At 61.3% G+C, this 15,982-nt stretch carries 14 protein-coding genes; 8 read left to right on the forward strand and 6 right to left on the reverse strand.

The genetic code is table 11. The features are described from left to right. Positions 1 to 2 precede the first annotated feature (2 nt). Positions 3 to 1,337 (reverse strand): MFS transporter, encoded by a 1,335-nt coding sequence (locus tag HBJ59_RS26065; RefSeq protein WP_076014050.1) that lies wholly within the window; start codon positions 1,335 to 1,337, stop codon positions 3 to 5. 254 nt (positions 1,338 to 1,591) lie between these two features. Here HBJ59_RS26065 and quiC point away from each other — a divergent pair, with 254 nt between their 5' ends. Both quiC and HBJ59_RS26075 read left to right on the forward strand, forming a co-directional pair. Beyond that, positions 1,592 to 3,490 (forward strand): 3-dehydroshikimate dehydratase QuiC, encoded by a 1,899-nt coding sequence (quiC, locus tag HBJ59_RS26070; protein WP_167665220.1) that lies wholly within the window; start codon positions 1,592 to 1,594, stop codon positions 3,488 to 3,490. Positions 3,491 to 3,561: 71 nt separating this feature from the next. Then, positions 3,562 to 4,227 carry a TetR/AcrR family transcriptional regulator gene (locus HBJ59_RS26075; RefSeq protein ID WP_167665221.1) on the forward strand — a complete coding sequence of 222 codons (666 nt, stop codon included), beginning with the start codon at positions 3,562 to 3,564 and terminating at the stop codon, positions 4,225 to 4,227. 142 nt (positions 4,228 to 4,369) lie between these two features. Here HBJ59_RS26075 and HBJ59_RS26080 read toward each other — a convergent pair whose 3' ends face one another. Both HBJ59_RS26080 and aroQ read right to left on the reverse strand, forming a co-directional pair. Beyond that, positions 4,370 to 5,230: a shikimate dehydrogenase gene (locus tag HBJ59_RS26080; RefSeq protein ID WP_167665222.1), complete on the reverse strand. Its 861-nt coding sequence runs from the start codon at positions 5,228 to 5,230 to the stop codon at positions 4,370 to 4,372. Next, positions 5,227 to 5,667 (reverse strand): type II 3-dehydroquinate dehydratase, encoded by a 441-nt coding sequence (gene aroQ / locus HBJ59_RS26085; protein ID WP_017477859.1) that lies wholly within the window; start codon positions 5,665 to 5,667, stop codon positions 5,227 to 5,229. The genes HBJ59_RS26080 and aroQ overlap by 4 nt, the downstream gene beginning before the upstream one ends. A gap of 295 nt (positions 5,668 to 5,962) precedes the next feature. On the opposite strand from aroQ, the gene HBJ59_RS26090 reads away from it, so the two are divergent. Together HBJ59_RS26090 and HBJ59_RS26095 are read left to right on the forward strand one after the other, a co-directional pair. Next, entirely contained in the window at positions 5,963 to 6,391 is a 429-nt protein-coding gene (locus HBJ59_RS26090) for a DUF4160 domain-containing protein (protein WP_167665223.1), read from the forward strand. Then, entirely contained in the window at positions 6,388 to 6,855 is a 468-nt protein-coding gene (locus tag HBJ59_RS26095) for a DUF2442 domain-containing protein (protein WP_167665224.1), read from the forward strand. Before HBJ59_RS26090 ends, HBJ59_RS26095 begins: the two co-directional genes overlap by 4 nt. Before the next feature lie 41 nt (positions 6,856 to 6,896). On the opposite strand, the gene trmA is transcribed toward HBJ59_RS26095, so the two are convergent. Beyond that, positions 6,897 to 7,976, reverse strand: coding sequence for a tRNA (uridine(54)-C5)-methyltransferase TrmA (trmA, locus tag HBJ59_RS26100; RefSeq protein WP_167665225.1), 1,080 nt, complete (start codon positions 7,974 to 7,976; stop codon positions 6,897 to 6,899). Beyond that, the gene (locus tag HBJ59_RS26105) at positions 7,973 to 9,268 is read right to left on the reverse strand and encodes an NCS2 family permease (protein WP_063026981.1); all 1,296 of its coding nucleotides are present in this window, start codon (positions 9,266 to 9,268) and stop codon (positions 7,973 to 7,975) included. The genes trmA and HBJ59_RS26105 overlap by 4 nt, the downstream gene beginning before the upstream one ends. A gap of 200 nt (positions 9,269 to 9,468) precedes the next feature. On the opposite strand from HBJ59_RS26105, the gene HBJ59_RS26110 reads away from it, so the two are divergent. The 4 genes from HBJ59_RS26110 (at position 9,469) to HBJ59_RS26125 (ending at position 13,712) form a co-directional block, all read left to right on the forward strand. Continuing rightward, positions 9,469 to 9,915 (forward strand): DUF4879 domain-containing protein, encoded by a 447-nt coding sequence (locus tag HBJ59_RS26110; protein WP_076014043.1) that lies wholly within the window; start codon positions 9,469 to 9,471, stop codon positions 9,913 to 9,915. A gap of 106 nt (positions 9,916 to 10,021) precedes the next feature. After that, positions 10,022 to 10,546, forward strand: coding sequence for a (2Fe-2S)-binding protein (locus HBJ59_RS26115; protein ID WP_076014042.1), 525 nt, complete (start codon positions 10,022 to 10,024; stop codon positions 10,544 to 10,546). Continuing rightward, on the forward strand, positions 10,543 to 11,532 hold the full coding sequence (locus tag HBJ59_RS26120; protein WP_167665226.1) for a xanthine dehydrogenase family protein subunit M: 990 nt from the start codon (positions 10,543 to 10,545) through the stop codon (positions 11,530 to 11,532). Before HBJ59_RS26115 ends, HBJ59_RS26120 begins: the two co-directional genes overlap by 4 nt. Then, on the forward strand, positions 11,529 to 13,712 hold the full coding sequence (locus HBJ59_RS26125) for a xanthine dehydrogenase family protein molybdopterin-binding subunit (protein ID WP_167665227.1): 2,184 nt from the start codon (positions 11,529 to 11,531) through the stop codon (positions 13,710 to 13,712). The genes HBJ59_RS26120 and HBJ59_RS26125 overlap by 4 nt, the downstream gene beginning before the upstream one ends. On the opposite strand, the gene HBJ59_RS26130 is transcribed toward HBJ59_RS26125, so the two are convergent. Continuing rightward, entirely contained in the window at positions 13,709 to 14,950 is a 1,242-nt protein-coding gene (locus HBJ59_RS26130) for an MFS transporter (protein WP_167665228.1), read from the reverse strand. The genes HBJ59_RS26125 and HBJ59_RS26130 overlap by 4 nt on opposite strands. Positions 14,951 to 15,982: the final 1,032 nt, after the last annotated feature.

Consider the following 15,982-nt stretch of genomic DNA (forward strand, 5'->3'; position numbering starts at 1 on the left):
ATTCAGGCCTCGACGGTCGGAATCTTGCGCGGCGCCATAAAGTACATCCAGATCAGCGCGATGAAATACATCGCCGGAATCAGGGTGAACAGCACCGTGTAGTTGTTGTTGGTCACGGTCAGGATATGGCCGACGATCTGGGTCATGAACATCCCGCCGATGGCCGCGCACATGCCGCCAAAGCCAAACACCGTGCTCATCATGTGCTTGGGTGTGTAGTCCATCACCAGGCTCCAGATGTTGGCCGTCCAGGCCTGGTGCGCGCCGATGGCCAGGGAGATGGCAAACACCGCGACCCACAACTGGCTGGAACCGGCGGCCATGATCACCCCGACGATGCAGCAGGCGAACAGCAGCATGGATAACAGCCGCGCCTTGATCGGGTTCATCCCACGGCCGATCAGGAAGGAAGACAGAATCCCGCCGCCAATGCTGCCGAAATCCGCCGTCAGGTAAATGATGATCAGCGGAATGCCCATCTGGGTCACGTTGATGCCCAGGTTGTACTGCTGATTCAGGAACGGCGGCAACCAGTACAGGTAGAACCAGAACACCGGGGCGGTCAACGAGTAGGCGAGGGCGAAGGCCCAGGTGCCGCGCATGCGCAGGATGCGGCTGAACGGCACGCGGGGTTGTTCCGGCTCGACTTCCTGCTGCACGTAGTCCAGTTCCGATTGCTTCACGCTCGGATGGTCTTCCGGGTTGTAGTACTTCAGGCCCCAGAACACCAGCCAAATCGCACCCAGTGCCGACATGCACAGGAACGCGGCCTGCCAGCCCCATACATGCAGGATCAGCGGCAGCAGCATCGGCGTCATCATCGCGCCGACGTTGGTGCCGGCATTGAAGATCCCGGTGGCCACTGCCCGCTCGCCAGCAGGGAACCACAGGCGAGTGGTCTTGACGCAGGCCGGGTAGTTGGCCGCTTCGGTCAAACCGAGAATGAACCGACACACCATAAAGCCTACGGCCGAGGTGGCCAGGCCGTGGGCGCCGGTGGCCAAGCTCCACAGCAGCACCGCGCAGAAAAACACGCGCTTGACGCCGACCCGGTCGATCAACCGGCCTTGCAGCACAAAGCCGATGGCGTAGCCGACCTGGAACCAGAAGTTGATGTTGGCGTAGTCCATCGCCGTCCAGCTCATTTCCTTGGCCAGGATCGGTTGCATCACACCGAGGGCGGCACGGTCGATGTAGTTCAGGGTGGTGGCGAAAAACACCAGGGCCAGCATGCCCCAGCGGGTTTTACCGACAGCCATGGCGCCACGGATTTTGTCGCCGATGCCGCTATGGGGATTGCTGTGGCGCACGGCCACGGCGGGATTTTGCGAAGGCATGAGGAAGTACCCGTTTTTTTGAAATTTTTATGGTGTGTTCAGGGTCTTGGTTAACCGAGGCCACTCAACCAGAGCGGGACTCAATGTGCTGTCGATGGTGAGCAGTGGCTAAAAAATCGTCAATTCGCTGATTGCCATTCTGTTCGATAATCGCCCATAAAACTAACCGGTTCGTACATTTCAATTGCTGTGTCGAGTCTAGCGGCCAATAATTTGCCGTAAATAAGACATGCCTCAATGCCGGGAGTCGCCCCATGCAACGCTCCATCGCCACCGTTTCCTTGAGCGGAACCCTGCCGGAAAAACTCGAAGCCATCGCGGCCGCCGGGTTTGACGGCGTGGAAATCTTCGAAAACGATCTGCTGTATTACGACGGCAGCCCGCGGGAAGTTAGGCAGATGTGCGCCGACCTCGGCATTGCCATCACCTTGTTCCAGCCCTTTCGGGATTTTGAAGGCTGCCGCCGCGACCGCCTGGCGCGCAATTTGGAGCGGGCCGAGCGCAAGTTCGACTTGATGCTGGAGCTGGGCACCGACCTGGTGCTGGTGTGCAGTAACGCGTCAGCCGATTCCGTTGGCGATGAAAGCATTCTGCTGGATGACTTGAGCCTGCTGGCCGAACACGCTGGCCGGCGTGGCCTGCGCATTGGCTATGAAGCGTTGGCCTGGGGCCGGCACGTCAACACCTGGCAACAGGTGTGGAACCTGGTGCGCAAGATCGATCATCCGAGCCTGGGCGTGTTGCTCGACAGCTTCCACACGCTGTCCCTCAAGGGCGATCCGAGCGCCATCGCCGAGATTCCTGGCGACAAGATTTTCTTTGTGCAGATGGCTGACGCGCCGATCCTGGCGATGGATGTACTGGAGTGGAGCCGGCATTTCCGCTGCTTCCCCGGGCAAGGCGAATTCGACCTGGCGGGCTTTCTCGCCCCAATCATCAAGAGCGGCTACACGGGGCCGTTGTCGTTGGAAATCTTCAACGACGGCTTCCGCGCCGCGCCGACCCGGGCCAACGCCGCCGACGGCCTGCGCTCGCTGCTGTACCTCGAAGAGAAGACCCGGCAGCGGCTGGCGGAGGAAGCCAAACCGGTTCCCGAGATTCTGTTTGAAACGCCGGCCGCCAGCGAATACGACGGCATTGAATTCCTGGAATTTGCCGTGGATGAAAACCTCGGTGCCAAGCTCACTTCATGGCTGGAGCGCCTGGGCTTCGTCAAGGCCGGGCAGCATCGCTCCAAGAGCGTGAGCCTGCTGCGCCAGGGTGGTATCAACCTGATCCTCAATTGCGAACCCTATTCCTTTGCCCATAACTTCTTCGAGGCCCACGGCCCGTCGTTGTGCGCCACGGCGATCCGCGTGAAGGACAGCGCCAAGGCCCTGGAGCGTGCGGTGGCCTACAAGGGCCAGCCGTATCGTGGCCTGGTCGGCCCCAACGAGCTGGAGCTGGCGGCCGTTCGTGCACCAGATGGCAGCCTGATCTACCTGGTGGACCAGAACGAAGGCGGCCTGTACGACACCGACTTCAACCTGCAACCTGCAAGCGCTGCCAGCGGCGGCCTGCTGCGCATCGACCACATGGCGATGGCCTTGCCTGCCGACAGCCTCGACAGCTGGGTGCTGTTCTACAAAAGCCTGCTGGATTTCGAAGCCGATGACGAAGTGGTGCTGCCCGACCCCTACGGCCTGGTGAAAAGCCGGGCATTGCGCAGCCGTTGCAGCTCGATTCGCCTGCCGCTGAATATTTCCGAGAACCGCAACACCGCGATTTCCCACGCGCTGTCGAGCTATCGAGGCTCGGGCGTGCACCACATTGCCTTCGACTGCGCAGACATTTTCGCCGAGGTCAGCCGAGCCAAGGACGCCGGCGTGCCGCTGCTGGATATTCCGCTGAACTACTACGATGACCTGGCAGCGCGGTTTGATTTCGACGACGAGTTCCTCAGCCAGCTGGCGTACTACAACGTGCTGTACGACCGCGATGCCCAGGGCGGTGAGCTGTTTCACGTTTACACCGAGCCGTTCGAAGGCCGGTTTTTCTTCGAGATCATCCAGCGCAAGAACGGTTACACCGGTTACGGCGCGGCCAACGTGGCGGTGCGCCTGGCGGCCATGGCCAAGTCCCGCAGCGGTGCGGCGCGCCAGGCCAGGTTGTAAGGTGCTGGCGCTTCCTTCGGCGTACGGCGCGGCCCATAATCACCGCCTGCACCTAAGGCCGTGAGCGCACCATGACCCTGACTTCCGAGCTTCCCGCCGCGGCCACTGCGCCGCGCAAGAGCCGCAAGAACAATCCGGAAAAGACCCGCGAGAACATTCTCCAGGAAGCCATCGTCGAGTTTGTTCAGCAGGGCCTGTCCGGCGCCCGAGTGGACGCGATCGCGGAGCGTATCCAGACCTCCAAGCGCATGATCTATTACTACTTCGGCAGCAAGGAGCAGCTCTACGTCGAGGTGCTGGAGAAGCTCTACGGCGACATTCGCAACACCGAGACCCGGATGAAGCTGACGGCCCTGGAGCCCCGGGAAGCGATTCGCCGGCTGGTGGAATTCACCTTTGATCACCACGATCAGAACGTGGATTTTGTGCGGATCGTGAGCATCGAAAACATCCACAACGCCGAGTACGTAAAGCAGTCGACGTCCATCAAGGCGATGAACAGCAACATCCTCGAAGCCCTCGGCACTACGTTGCGCCGGGGTGCGGAGATGGGGTTGTTCCGTGAAGGGCTGGAGCCGCTGGACGTGCACTTGCTGATCAACTCGTTCAGCTTTTATCGAGTGTCCAACCGCCACACCTTCAGCGAGATCTTTCAGATCGAGTTGTCGGATGAGGCGGTCAAGCAGCGGCATCGGGCGATGATCTGCGAGTCGGTGTTGCGCTATTTGCAGGCCTGAGCTGACACAGTTAATGGAACAACTCGGTCAAATGTGGGAGCGGGCTTGCTCGCGAATGCGGAGTGTCAGCCACCGGATGTTTTACTGAGCCACCGCATTCGCGAGCAAGCCCGCTCCCACATTTTTGATCCCGTTTCTGCAGCTAGATGTTCATGCTTCCGAAGTGCGCGAGCATTCTCTCGGCATCCGCCACTTCGCCAGTGAACAACTCAAACGCCTTCACCGCCTGAAACACCGCCATGTTGCCGCCATCCAGGGTGCGGCAGCCCAAGGCACGGGCGTTGCGCAGCAGTTCGGTTTCCAGCGGGAAATACACAATCTCCGCTACCCACAAGTCGGCGCGCAAGGTGTCCAGCGGTACGGGCATGCCCGGTAGCTTGGCCATGCCCATCGGCGTGGTGTTCACCAGGCCGTCGGCTTCGGCCATGGCGCTTTCCAGGTCATTGCCGGCCTGGGCCCGACCAGCGCCGAAATGCTGGTTGAGGTTGTCCGCCAGGCTGCGGGCGCGTTCGGCATCCACGTCGAAGATACTCAAGCGTTCCACGCCTTCGCCCAGCAGCGCATGGGCCACTGCCGCCCCGGCACCGCCCGCGCCCATCTGCACCACGAACGTGCGAGCCACATCATTCAAGCCGCGACGAAAACCTTCGGCAAAGCCCAGGCAGTCGGTGTTGTGGCCGATGCGTTTACCGTCGCAAAGCACCACGGTATTCACCGCGCCGATGCCCCGCGCTTCGGGCGACAGTTCGTCCAGCAGCGGCAGGATCGCCTGCTTGCACGGGTAGGTGATGTTCAAGCCGGTGAAGTTCATCTGCTCGGCAGCCATCAACAGGTCGGGCAGGGCGCGGGTATCTGTCTGCAACTGATCGAGGTCGATCAGCCGATACAGGTAACGCAAGCCCTGGGCGTCACCTTCGCGCTCGTGCAGGGCCGGGGTGCGGGAAGCCTGGATGCCGGCGCCTATCAGGCCGGCGAGAATTCGACGTTTGGACACCGGGTTCATCCCTTCAAGGTCTTGCTGAAATGTTCGAGGGCCAGGTGATAACCATGGCTGCCAAAACCGGCCAGCACCGCCTTGGCAATCGGCGACACAAACGAGTGATGACGGAAGGCTTCCCGGGCATGCACGTTGGACAAATGCACTTCGATCACCGGCACTTCACTGGCCACCAGTGCGTCGCGGATCGCCACCGAGGTGTGGGTCCAGGCCGCCGGGTTGATCACGATGCCGGCACAACGGGCGCGGGCGCCGTGGATCCAGTCCAGCAATTCGCCTTCGTGGTTGGTTTGGCGGAATTCGACTTTCAGTCCGAGCTGTTCAGCGCTGCGGCCACACAGGGCGGCGACGTCGGCCAGGGTTTCGTGGCCATAAGTGGCGGGCTCGCGAGTGCCGAGCAGGTTGAGATTGGGGCCGTTGAGCACCAGCACGATAGGGGGCATGAAGGGTTCTCCACTGTTGTTTTTATGTATGCCGATAAAATGTACTGGATGGTTAATTTGGTCAATCGCCTGGGTGGGAACCGTTCGATTACCGAACGCCAATTGAAAGCAGGTGTAACTCGGTGGCTCGTTTTCTGGGCGTTGTTCCCTCTTTCCATGAGCGGTTACAACCCGGCAGTCGACGAACTAGCGCCTGCAACTAGCCTGTGACGGTATCTCCAGCAAGAGGAGCCGGTTGTCGGGTGCATGAGGAAAAGTGTTACCTGGCGGAAAATAACCTAACGGATGGGTTACGATGAAGGTAGGCACTTACAAAGGACATGTGATTGCGGTGTTTCTCAGGGATGAGCATTGCCCGCCTCATGTGCATGTGGCCGGCAAGGAATGGGATGCGCGGTTTCGTTTCAGTTTTCTGGATGGGCATGTGGCGTTGTGGGATGTAGACCCCGAACGGCGTCGGCCATCGGTGTCGATTCTTGAAGGGATTCGCCACACCCTCATGCAACCGCATTACCTGGCGCGGGCGCGAAGGATCTGGTGGGAAAAACTGCAAACGGTCTGCCTGGAAAACCGTTCCTGGGATTGGGAAGCCGGTGAGGTGTTGCCCGGGTTGATCATTCAGCGGGGCGTTTATGTGATTGCACGTGCCCGGCACGATGTTGTGGGGCAGAAAACAATTTTGAATCTGGTCAGGGCGCCGGGTTTTGTGGAGATCGATTTATGAAAAAAATCCTAAAGGCCAAAGTTTTACCGTATGTACCGATCACCGAGGCCGATATCGACAAGGCAATAGACCGAGGACGCAGGTCAACGCGTCTGTACGCTAACGCCAGCAATGTGCGTTATGAAAATGACTGCATATCCATTGGTTTCAGCGACGGCAGTCGCGTCATGTTGCCTGTGGCGGGGCTGCCGGAATTCGAAGGGTTCAGCTTGCAGGATTTCCAGCAATTGGAGGTCGGTTTTGGTGGAAAGGCGCTTTGCTGTGAGGCCCAGGACCTGGATGTTTCCATCACGGGCCTTATCGCCACAAGCCAGCCGTTAATGGCCCTGGCTACGAGCCTGGTAGCCTCCAGCAACGGTCGCAAGAGCAGCGCTGCCAAATCCGCCGCCGCCCGAGCCAATGGCAAGAAGGGCGGCCGGCCACGCAAGGAGGTTTTGGAGGACGCTGATTCAACTGATGTATGAGGATCCAATGTGAGAGCTGGACAGCTCCCACACCTGGTTACTTACCGCCGTGTCAGCAACACACCCGATTCCATATGGTGCGTCCACGGAAACTGGTCAAACAACGCGCACTTGGTAATCCGGTGCGTGTCATGCAGTTGCGCAATGTTCGCCGCCAGCGTCTCCGGGTTGCAGGAGATGTACAGGATGTTCTCGAAGCGCCGGGTCAGCTCGCAGGTGTCCGGGTCCATCCCGGCACGCGGCGGGTCGACGAACACGCTGCCAAATTCGTAGCTCTTGAGGTCGATGCCGTGCAGGCGTCGGAACGGCCGCACTTCGTTCAGGGCTTCGGTCAGTTCTTCAGCAGACAAGCGCACCAGGGTGACGTTATCCACCGCGTTTTCATCGAGGTTGCTCAGGGCTGCATTCACCGAGGTCTTGCTGATTTCGGTGGCCAGCACTTTGCGCACGCGGGTGGCCAGGGGCAGGGTGAAGTTGCCGTTGCCGCAATACAGCTCGAGCAAGTCATCACTGCGCTCGCCCAAAGCGTCGTACGCCCAGTTGAGCATCTTCTGGTTCACGGTGCCGTTGGGCTGGGTGAACGCGCCTTCAGGCTGGCGATAGCTGAAGGTGCGACCGCCGACGTCGAGTTTCTCGACCACGTAATCGCGGCCGATCACGTCACGCTTGCCCTTCGAACGGCCGACGATGCTGACATTCAGATCAGCCGCCAGCTTATTCGCTGCCGTATGCCAATGCTCATCCAGCGGGCGGTGATAACACAGGGTGATCATCGCGTCGCCGGCCAGGGTGGTGAGGAACTCCACCTGGAACAGCTTGTGGCTCAGGGCGGCGCTGGCTTGCCAGGCGGCCTTGAGCTGCGGCATCAACTGGTTGATGCGCAGGCTGGCAATCGGGAACTCTTCGATGAGGATCGGCGTGCGCTTGTCGTCCTGGGAGAACATCGCGTAGTGGCGCTGACCCTCTTCGCGCCACAGGCGGAACTCCGCCCGCAAGCGGAAGTTCTGCAACGGCGAGTCGAAAACCTGAGGCTCCGGCGCGTCGAACGGCGCCAGCAGGTCACGCAAGCGCGTGACCTTTTCTTCCAGTTGAACGGTGTAGCTTGCGGCGTCAAAAGTCATGCGTTGAACCAGCCCAGCTTGATCACGAACAGAATCGACAGGATCACCAGCGCCGGGTTCAGCTCACGGTAGCGGCCCGAAAGCAGCTTGATGGCGGTCCAGGCGATGAAACCGAAGGCAATGCCGTTGGCGATGGAATAAGTGAATGGCATCGCCAGGGCGGTGATCACCACCGGCGCGGCGACGGTGATGTCGTCCCAGTCGATTTCGGCCAGGCCCGAGGTCATCAGTACGGCAACAAACAACAGCGCCGGTGCGGTGGCGAAGGCCGGAACGCTGGCCGCCAGTGGCGAGAAGAACAGCGCCAGCAGGAACAGGATCGCGACCACAACCGCGGTCAAACCGGTACGGCCACCGGCGCTCACGCCCGCAGCCGATTCGATGTAGCTGGTGGTGGTCGAGGTGCCCAGCAGCGAGCCGGCCATGGCCGCGGTACTGTCAGCGATCAGCGCACGGCCCATTTTCGGCATGTGGCCGTCTTTGCCCATCAGACCCGCGCGCTTAGCGACGCCGATCAGGGTGCCGGAGTTGTCGAACAGGTCGACGAACAGGAACGCGAAGATCACGCTCACCAGGCCGATGTCCAGGGCGCCTTTGATGTCCAGTTGCAGGAAGGTCGGGGCCAGCGAAGGTGGCATCGACATCACGCCGCCGAACGGGGTAAAACCCAGAGCGATGGAGGCGATGGTCACCACCAGGATGCCGATCAACACGGCGCCGCGCACTTTCAGGGCTTCCAGCGCAACGATCAGCGCGAAGCCGAGGGTGGCGAGGATCGGTGCCGGTTGTTTCAGGTCGCCCAGGCCCACCATGGTGGCCGGGTTGCTGACCACGATGCCGGCGTTGTGCAGGGCGATCAACGCCAGGAACAGGCCGATACCCGCCGCAATCGCCGAGCGCAGCGGCAGCGGGATGCTGTTGATGATCCATTCGCGGATGCGGAAGATCGACAGCAGGAAGAACAGCACCGCCGAGATGAACACGGCACCCAGCGCCACTTGCCAGGTATGGCCCATGTGCAGGACGACGGTGTAGGTGAAGAACGCGTTGAGGCCCATGCCCGGTGCCAGGGCAATCGGGTAGTTGGCGATCAGGCCCATCACGGTGGAACCGATGGCCGCCGCCAGGCAGGTCGCGACAAAGACCGCGCCCTTGTCCATGCCGGTCTCGCCGAGGATGCTCGGGTTGACGAACAGGATGTAGGCCATGGCCAGGAAGGTGGTGACGCCCGCGAGAATCTCGGTGCGCACATTCGTGTTGTGTGCCTTGAGTTGAAACAGCTTTTCCAGCATGCCTGCTCCCTGTGACGCTATTTTGCGTCGTTATTTGTTGACCTCTAAGTCAAAGCACAAACTGCGCCAAGCGGCTGTGGTTCCAGAGAGGATCGGAAAAAGCGGCGCATCATACCAGCAGCCGAGGGCCAGTGGCGCATAGGCTTGATCATGGCCTTGAGGCATACTGCGCCGACGTTTATTACAGGGTCATCGACAGCATGAAAAAAGCCAGCGCCTGGAGTCTAGCTCTGTTCGGTTGTATCGGCCTGTGGCTCGGTGCAGCACCGGCGTGGGGCGCGCCTGCACCGGCGTTGAGCGAGGTGAGGGTGTTCAAGGTGCAGTCGGCCAATTGCACGGAAACCATCCCTGAACGGGCGGCCAGCACCCAGATGTGCACGCACCGTGGGCAGACGCTGGTGTACGTGATGGAAGTCGGCCTGGGCAACAGCTCCCAGGCGTTTTTCGACGGCGCGCCGGTGTCCGGCACCAGCACCGCCATCTGCCAGGTCGGCTCCATCAGCCAGGCGTGCAGCGGCGCGGGAACGTTGATGGGCTACATCTATACGTTCCAACTGGAAGTCGAAGCCGGCGGCACGTTCCAGTACAGCAACACCTCGATCAACCCACCGCGCAACCAATTGGTCACCACTCTCAGCATTCGCTGATCGCCACCCATCAATTGCCTTGAACGCTCATAAACTCCGGAAGTCGGACCGCTAAGACGGCGACTTTTCCGAACGCCGCGATTGCACACCAATCCGTGAGGTGTTTATGAGCGCGACCCCCACCGGCGCGGCGGCCAAGCCGTTCGTCAGCCATCCGATACGCATGACCCTCAATCGCCGGGACATCCAACTGGATGTATTGCCCTGGACCACCCTGCTGGACCTGCTGCGCGAGCAACTGGACCTGACCGGCACCAAGAAGGGCTGCGACCACGGCCAGTGCGGCGCCTGCACCGTGTTGCTCAACGGTAAACGGGTGAACGCGTGCCTGACCCTGGCGGTTATGTGCGACGGTGCCGAATTGACCACCATCGAAGGCCTGGCCTCGGGCGAAGACCTGCACCCGATGCAAAAGGCCTTTATCAAACACGACGCCTTTCAGTGTGGTTACTGCACGCCGGGGCAGATTTGCTCGGCGGTGGGCCTGGCCCGTGAAGGCCGTGCCCACGACACCGCGCAAATCCAGGAACTGATGAGCGGCAACCTGTGCCGCTGCGGCGCCTACAACAACATCCGCGATGCCATCGAAGAAGCCTTGCCGGCGTGCCGTGCGCAGGGAGGTGAGCAATGAATCCCTTCCATTACAGCAAACCGCTGGATGTGCAGGAGGCGGTGCACCTGGTCAGTCCGGAATCGCGGTTTATTGCCGGTGGTACCAACCTGTTGGACTTGATGAAAGAAAACATCAGCCGCCCCGAGCACCTGATCGATATCACCGGCCTGCCGCTTCGTGACGTGGAAGAAACCACCGAAGGCGGCCTGATGATCGGCGCCCTGGTGAGCAACGCCGACCTCGCGTGGCACCCACTGATCGAACAACGCTACCCGTTGTTGTCCCAAGCCATCCTCGCCGGCGCCTCGCCGCAATTGCGCAACATGGCCAGCACCGGCGGCAACCTGTTGCAACGCACCCGCTGCTACTACTTCTATGATTCCGCCGTGCCCTGCAACAAACGCGAGCCCGGCAGCGGTTGCCCGGCGCGGGTTGGCTTGAACCGCATTCACGCGATTCTCGGCGCCAGCGATCAGTGTGTCGCCACCCATCCTTCGGACATGTGCGTGGCCCTGGCCGCGCTGGATGCCAGGGTGCATGTGCAGGGTCGGGGCGGTGCGCGGGTCATCGAGTTCGCCGACTTCCACCGACTGCCGGGCGATGCACCCCAGCGGGATAACCAGTTGGCCGATGATGAGTTGATCACTGCGATCGAGTTGCCCGCTGACCACCTGGCTGCCCACAGCCACTACCTGAAGATCCGTGACCGCGCTTCTTATGCATTCGCTTTGGTATCCGTTGCGGCAGCGTTGGAACTGGAAGGCGATGTGATCGTAGATGCGCGCCTTGCCCTGGGCGGCGTCGCCCACAAGCCTTGGCGTGATCGCGCGGTGGAAGCCGCGCTGATCGGCCAGTCCGTCAGCCGCGAAACCTTCAGCACTGCCGCCGAAACCTTGCTGCTGGACGCCGAGCCGCTGGAGCACAACGGCTTCAAGATCAAACTGGCACGCCGCGCGATCATTCGTGCCCTGAGCGATGCCGCTGTTGCGGGAGCCACATCATGAGTGCGATCGGCAAGCCGTTGGACCGGGTGGACGGTCTGCTCAAAGTGACCGGGCAAGCGCGATATGCCGGGGAATTCCCCGAGGATGGCCTGCTGCACGGCAGTGTGGTGTCGAGCAACATCGCCAAGGGCCGGGTTGTCCGCATCGATGCTTCCAAAGCCCTGGCGCTGCCCGGGGTAGTGATGGTGCTTGATCACCTCAACCGCCCGAAACTCGCCAGTTACGACGACAGCTACGCCGATGCCGATGCCGCCGACGGCTCGCCATTTCGCCCGCTGTACAACGACCGCGTGCTGTATAGCGGCCAGCCGTTGGCATTGGTGATTGCCGATAACCTGGAATTGGCGCGTCATGCCGGCTCTTTGGTTGAGATCGAATATGCCGCCGAGCCCTCCGAGACCGACCTGTTGGCCTTGCAGGACCAGGCCCACCCATCGCCGCAAACACCGCCCAAGCCGCGCGGCAACTTCCAGGCTGAATGGACCGGCGCCGCCACGAGCCTGGACCTGCACTACAGCACGCCCATCGAGCACCACAACCCGATGGAGCCACACGCCAGCACCGTGCTGTATCAGCCGGACGGCACCTTGCATATCCACGACAAGACCCAGGGCCCGCAGAACTGCCAGGCTTACGTGCAGAAAGTCTTCGGCCTGGATAAGAGCCAGGTGCGAATCTTCGCTGCGTTTGTCGGTGGTGCCTTCGGTTCAGGCTTGCGGCCGCAGTACCAACTGCCGCTGGCAGTCATGGCATCGCTGGCCCTGAAGCGTTCGGTGCGCGTCACTCTTACACGCCAGCAGATGTTCACTTTTGGCTATCGCCCGCGCACCTTGCAGCGCCTGCAATTGGGCGCAGCCGCGAATGGTCGCTTGCTCGCCCTGGGCCACACCGCCATCGGCCAGACCTCGCGCTTCGAGGATTTCAGTGAGCACGTGGTGGAGTGGAGCGGCATGCTCTATCACTGCGATAACGTGCTGTTGACCTACAAACTGGTGCCGCTGGATGTGTTCACGCCGTTGGACATGCGCGCGCCCGGCGCGGCGCTCGGGGTGATCGGCCTGGAGTGCGCCATGGACGAACTGGCCTGCGCCCTGGGCATCGACCCGGTGCAACTGCGGCTGATTAACTACGCCGAGCGCAATCAGAACGAAGACAAGCCCTGGTCCAGCAAAGCCCTGCGTGAGTGCTACAGCGAAGGTGCCGAGCGTTTCGGCTGGAGCCAGCGCAACCCGGAACCACGGAGCATGCGCGACGGTCGCCAACTGATCGGTTGGGGCATGGCCGGCGGCGTATGGGAAGCGATGCAAATGAAGGCCAGCGCCAAGGCGCGAATCGATCACCTGGGCAAACTCACGGTCAGCAGTGCCACCACCGATATCGGCACCGGCACTTACACGGTCATGACCCAGATTGCGGCCCAGGCCAGCGGCGTACCGGTAGGCGACGTGACGTTTCTGCTGGGGGATTCATCATTGCCGACGGCGCCGTTGCAGGGTGGCTCGTTTACCGTGTCGTCGGTGGGCAGCGCGGTGCAGCAGGCGTGCGAGGCGTTGAATGCCAAGCTGTTGGATATTGCGCGCAAGACGTATCCGGCTTTTAAAGATGCAGAGTCGGCGCGCTTCGAGAATGGCCAGTTGCATGCCGGGGACCAGCGCATCTCCCTGGCGCAATTGGTGCAGGACAGCGGCGAGCAAGCACTGGAAGTGCAGGTTGACTGCGAGCCAGGCAAACAGCGCGAAGGCTATGCCTCAGCCACGCATTCAGCAGTGTTCGTCGAAGTGCGGGTGGATGAGGACCTGGGCACGATCAAGGTCAGCCGGGTGGTCAGTGCGGTTGCGGCCGGGCGGGTGGTTAATCCGAAGATGGCCCGCAGCCAGATTCTCGGCGGTGTGGTCTGGGGCATCGGCATGGCGTTGCATGAGGAGACCCAAATTGACCATCAATTAGGCCGCTATATGAACCACAGCCTGGCCGAGTACCACATCCCGGTAAACGCGGATATCGGCGAGATTGATGTGCTGTTTGTCGAAGAACACGACGAGATCGTCAACGCCCTGGGTTCCAAGGGCGTCGGCGAGATCGGGATTGTCGGGGTTGCAGCGGCGGTGGCCAACGCGGTGTATCACGCCACCGGCAAGCGGGTGCGGGACTTTCCCGTCACCCTCGACAAGGTGTTCTAAACCTTGGCGGGTTCTTCCACCGGCACATGCATGCGGTCGCGGTTGGCCAGGGTCGGGAACAGTTTGATCCAGACCCCGGTCACCAACAGCGTGCCGATGCCGCCCATGACCACGGCGGGTACGGTGCCGAACCAGTGGGCGGTAATCCCGGACTCAAACTCGCCCAACTGATTCGACGCGCCGATAAACAGCCCGTTGACCGCGCTCACCCGGCCGCGCATTTCATCCGGGGTTTCCAGTTGCACGAACGAGGCGCGGATCACCATGCTGATCATGTCCGCTGCGCCCAATACCACCAGCACGGCCAGGGAGAACCAGAACGAGGTCGACAGGCCGAATCCAATGGTGGCTACGCCAAACACCCCAACCGCCGTAAACATGATTCGCCCGACATGCCGGTCCACGGCAAACCGTGCCAGCCACAACGACATCAACAATGCCCCGACCGCTGGCGCCGAACGCAGCAGCCCGAGGCCCCATGGGCCGGTCAGCAGAATGTCCTTGGCAAACACCGGCAGCAACGCGGTGGCGCCGCCCAGCAGTACGGCAAACAGGTCCAGGGAAATCGCCCCGAGAATGTCCGGACGGCTGCGGATAAAGCGGATCCCGGCCAGCAACGAGTCCATGGTCGCCTTGGCCTTGTTCAAGGGCGTCTGGCGTGCCGGCAGGTTCAGGGTCAGCACACAGGCAATCAGGTACAGCACCACCGTGGGGCCGTACACCCAGACGCTGCCGAAGGCGTATAACAAACCGCCCAGAGCCGGCGCCACGATGGTGGCCAATTGCTGTGCCGACTGCGACGACGCCACCGCGCGGGGAAACAGTGCGGTGGGCACGATGCTCGGCAGCATGGCCTGGGTGGTGGGCATTTCAAACGAGCGGGCTGCGCCCAGCAGGAACGCCAGGATAAAAATCATCTCGCGGGTGACATTGCCGGTCAGTCCGCCGATCGCCAGGGACAGCGCGATCAACGCTTGAACGGTTTGGCAGATGGCTGCGACCTTGCGCCGTTCATAGCGGTCGGCCACATGGCCGGTGTGCAGCATGAACAGCACCCGCGGCACGAATTCCACCAGGCCGACCAAACCCAGGTCCAGCACGTTGCCGGTCAGTTGGTAGAGGTTCCAGCCGATGGCCACGGTGAGCATCTGGAAGCCGCTGGCGGTGAAGATCCGCGCCAGCCAGAACGCGATGAAAGGGCGGTGATGACGTAACAGCAGCGCGGGTTCACTGGGCATCGGGGAGACGGGTCTGGGTGGGGGAACGGTGAGGTTATCACCAACTTGTAACCAATAGTTGCGTGGTGGGTTGGGGGGATGAGATATGTTCAGTCTGGCTGAGTACATATCCGTTTCTTCGGTAACGGCCACCTATGGTTCCGCTCTTACAGCGGGTCACTTTTGGCAAACGCCCGGAATGCCGGCCCAGCCAAAAGTAACCAAAAGGTCTTTGCCCCACCACTCGGTGCCTCGCCTAGGCTCGGCATGCCCGCACTCCGGCCCGATTCCGCGGGCCGCCGCGCCGGGCCATCCATGGCCCGGCGCGGCTAAATCGGCTTCCCTGCCGATTTACCCGCTCCACCGTGCCTGCTTGCGGCCATCGTGGTTAACGGGGCCCGCAGATCAAAATCAAAAGCAGATCAAAAGCCAGAGCACAGCGGCCTACCGGCCGGCTTGAGTGTGAGAAGCAGAGGCAAGATCAAGAGCGAAAGCAGGGCTGCTTTTCTGTGGGAGCGGGCTTGCTCGCGAAAAACCTGAGAACGCCGCGTTGAATCAGAATGCCCGCGTCATCGTTAACGACCTTCGCGAGCAAGCCCGCTCCCACATTTGGACCGTGCCCGCTTTAGTTTCTGATTTTGCTGTTGCTGTTGCTGTTGCTTCACCACACTCAAGCCGGCCTGTAGGCCGCTGTGCCCTTGATCTGCTTTTGATCTTGATCTTAGGCGCCCCGTTAAACCACGCTGGCCGAACGTAGGCAGTACGGAGCGGGTAAACCGGCAGGACGCCGGTTTAGCCGCGACGGGGCAGGGACGCCCCGTCGCGGCGGCCCGCTTCGTGCTGCCGGAGCTGAGGGCACACCGAGCCTAGGCGAGGTGCCGAGTGGTGGGGCAAGAGCGTTTTGCTTACTTTTGCGCTTTTCAAAAGTGAGCCGCTGTAAGAGCGGAACCAATACCAGCCATCACCCAAATAACGGATATACACCCAACGCAAGCCCAATCTCCCCCCACACAACCCTTACTCGCCACTGAGGCAACCTGTCACGCGGCAAAA

Origin of the sequence: Pseudomonas sp. AN3A02, assembly GCF_011765255.1 — a bacterium.
Classification (GTDB): domain Bacteria; phylum Pseudomonadota; class Gammaproteobacteria; order Pseudomonadales; family Pseudomonadaceae; genus Aquipseudomonas.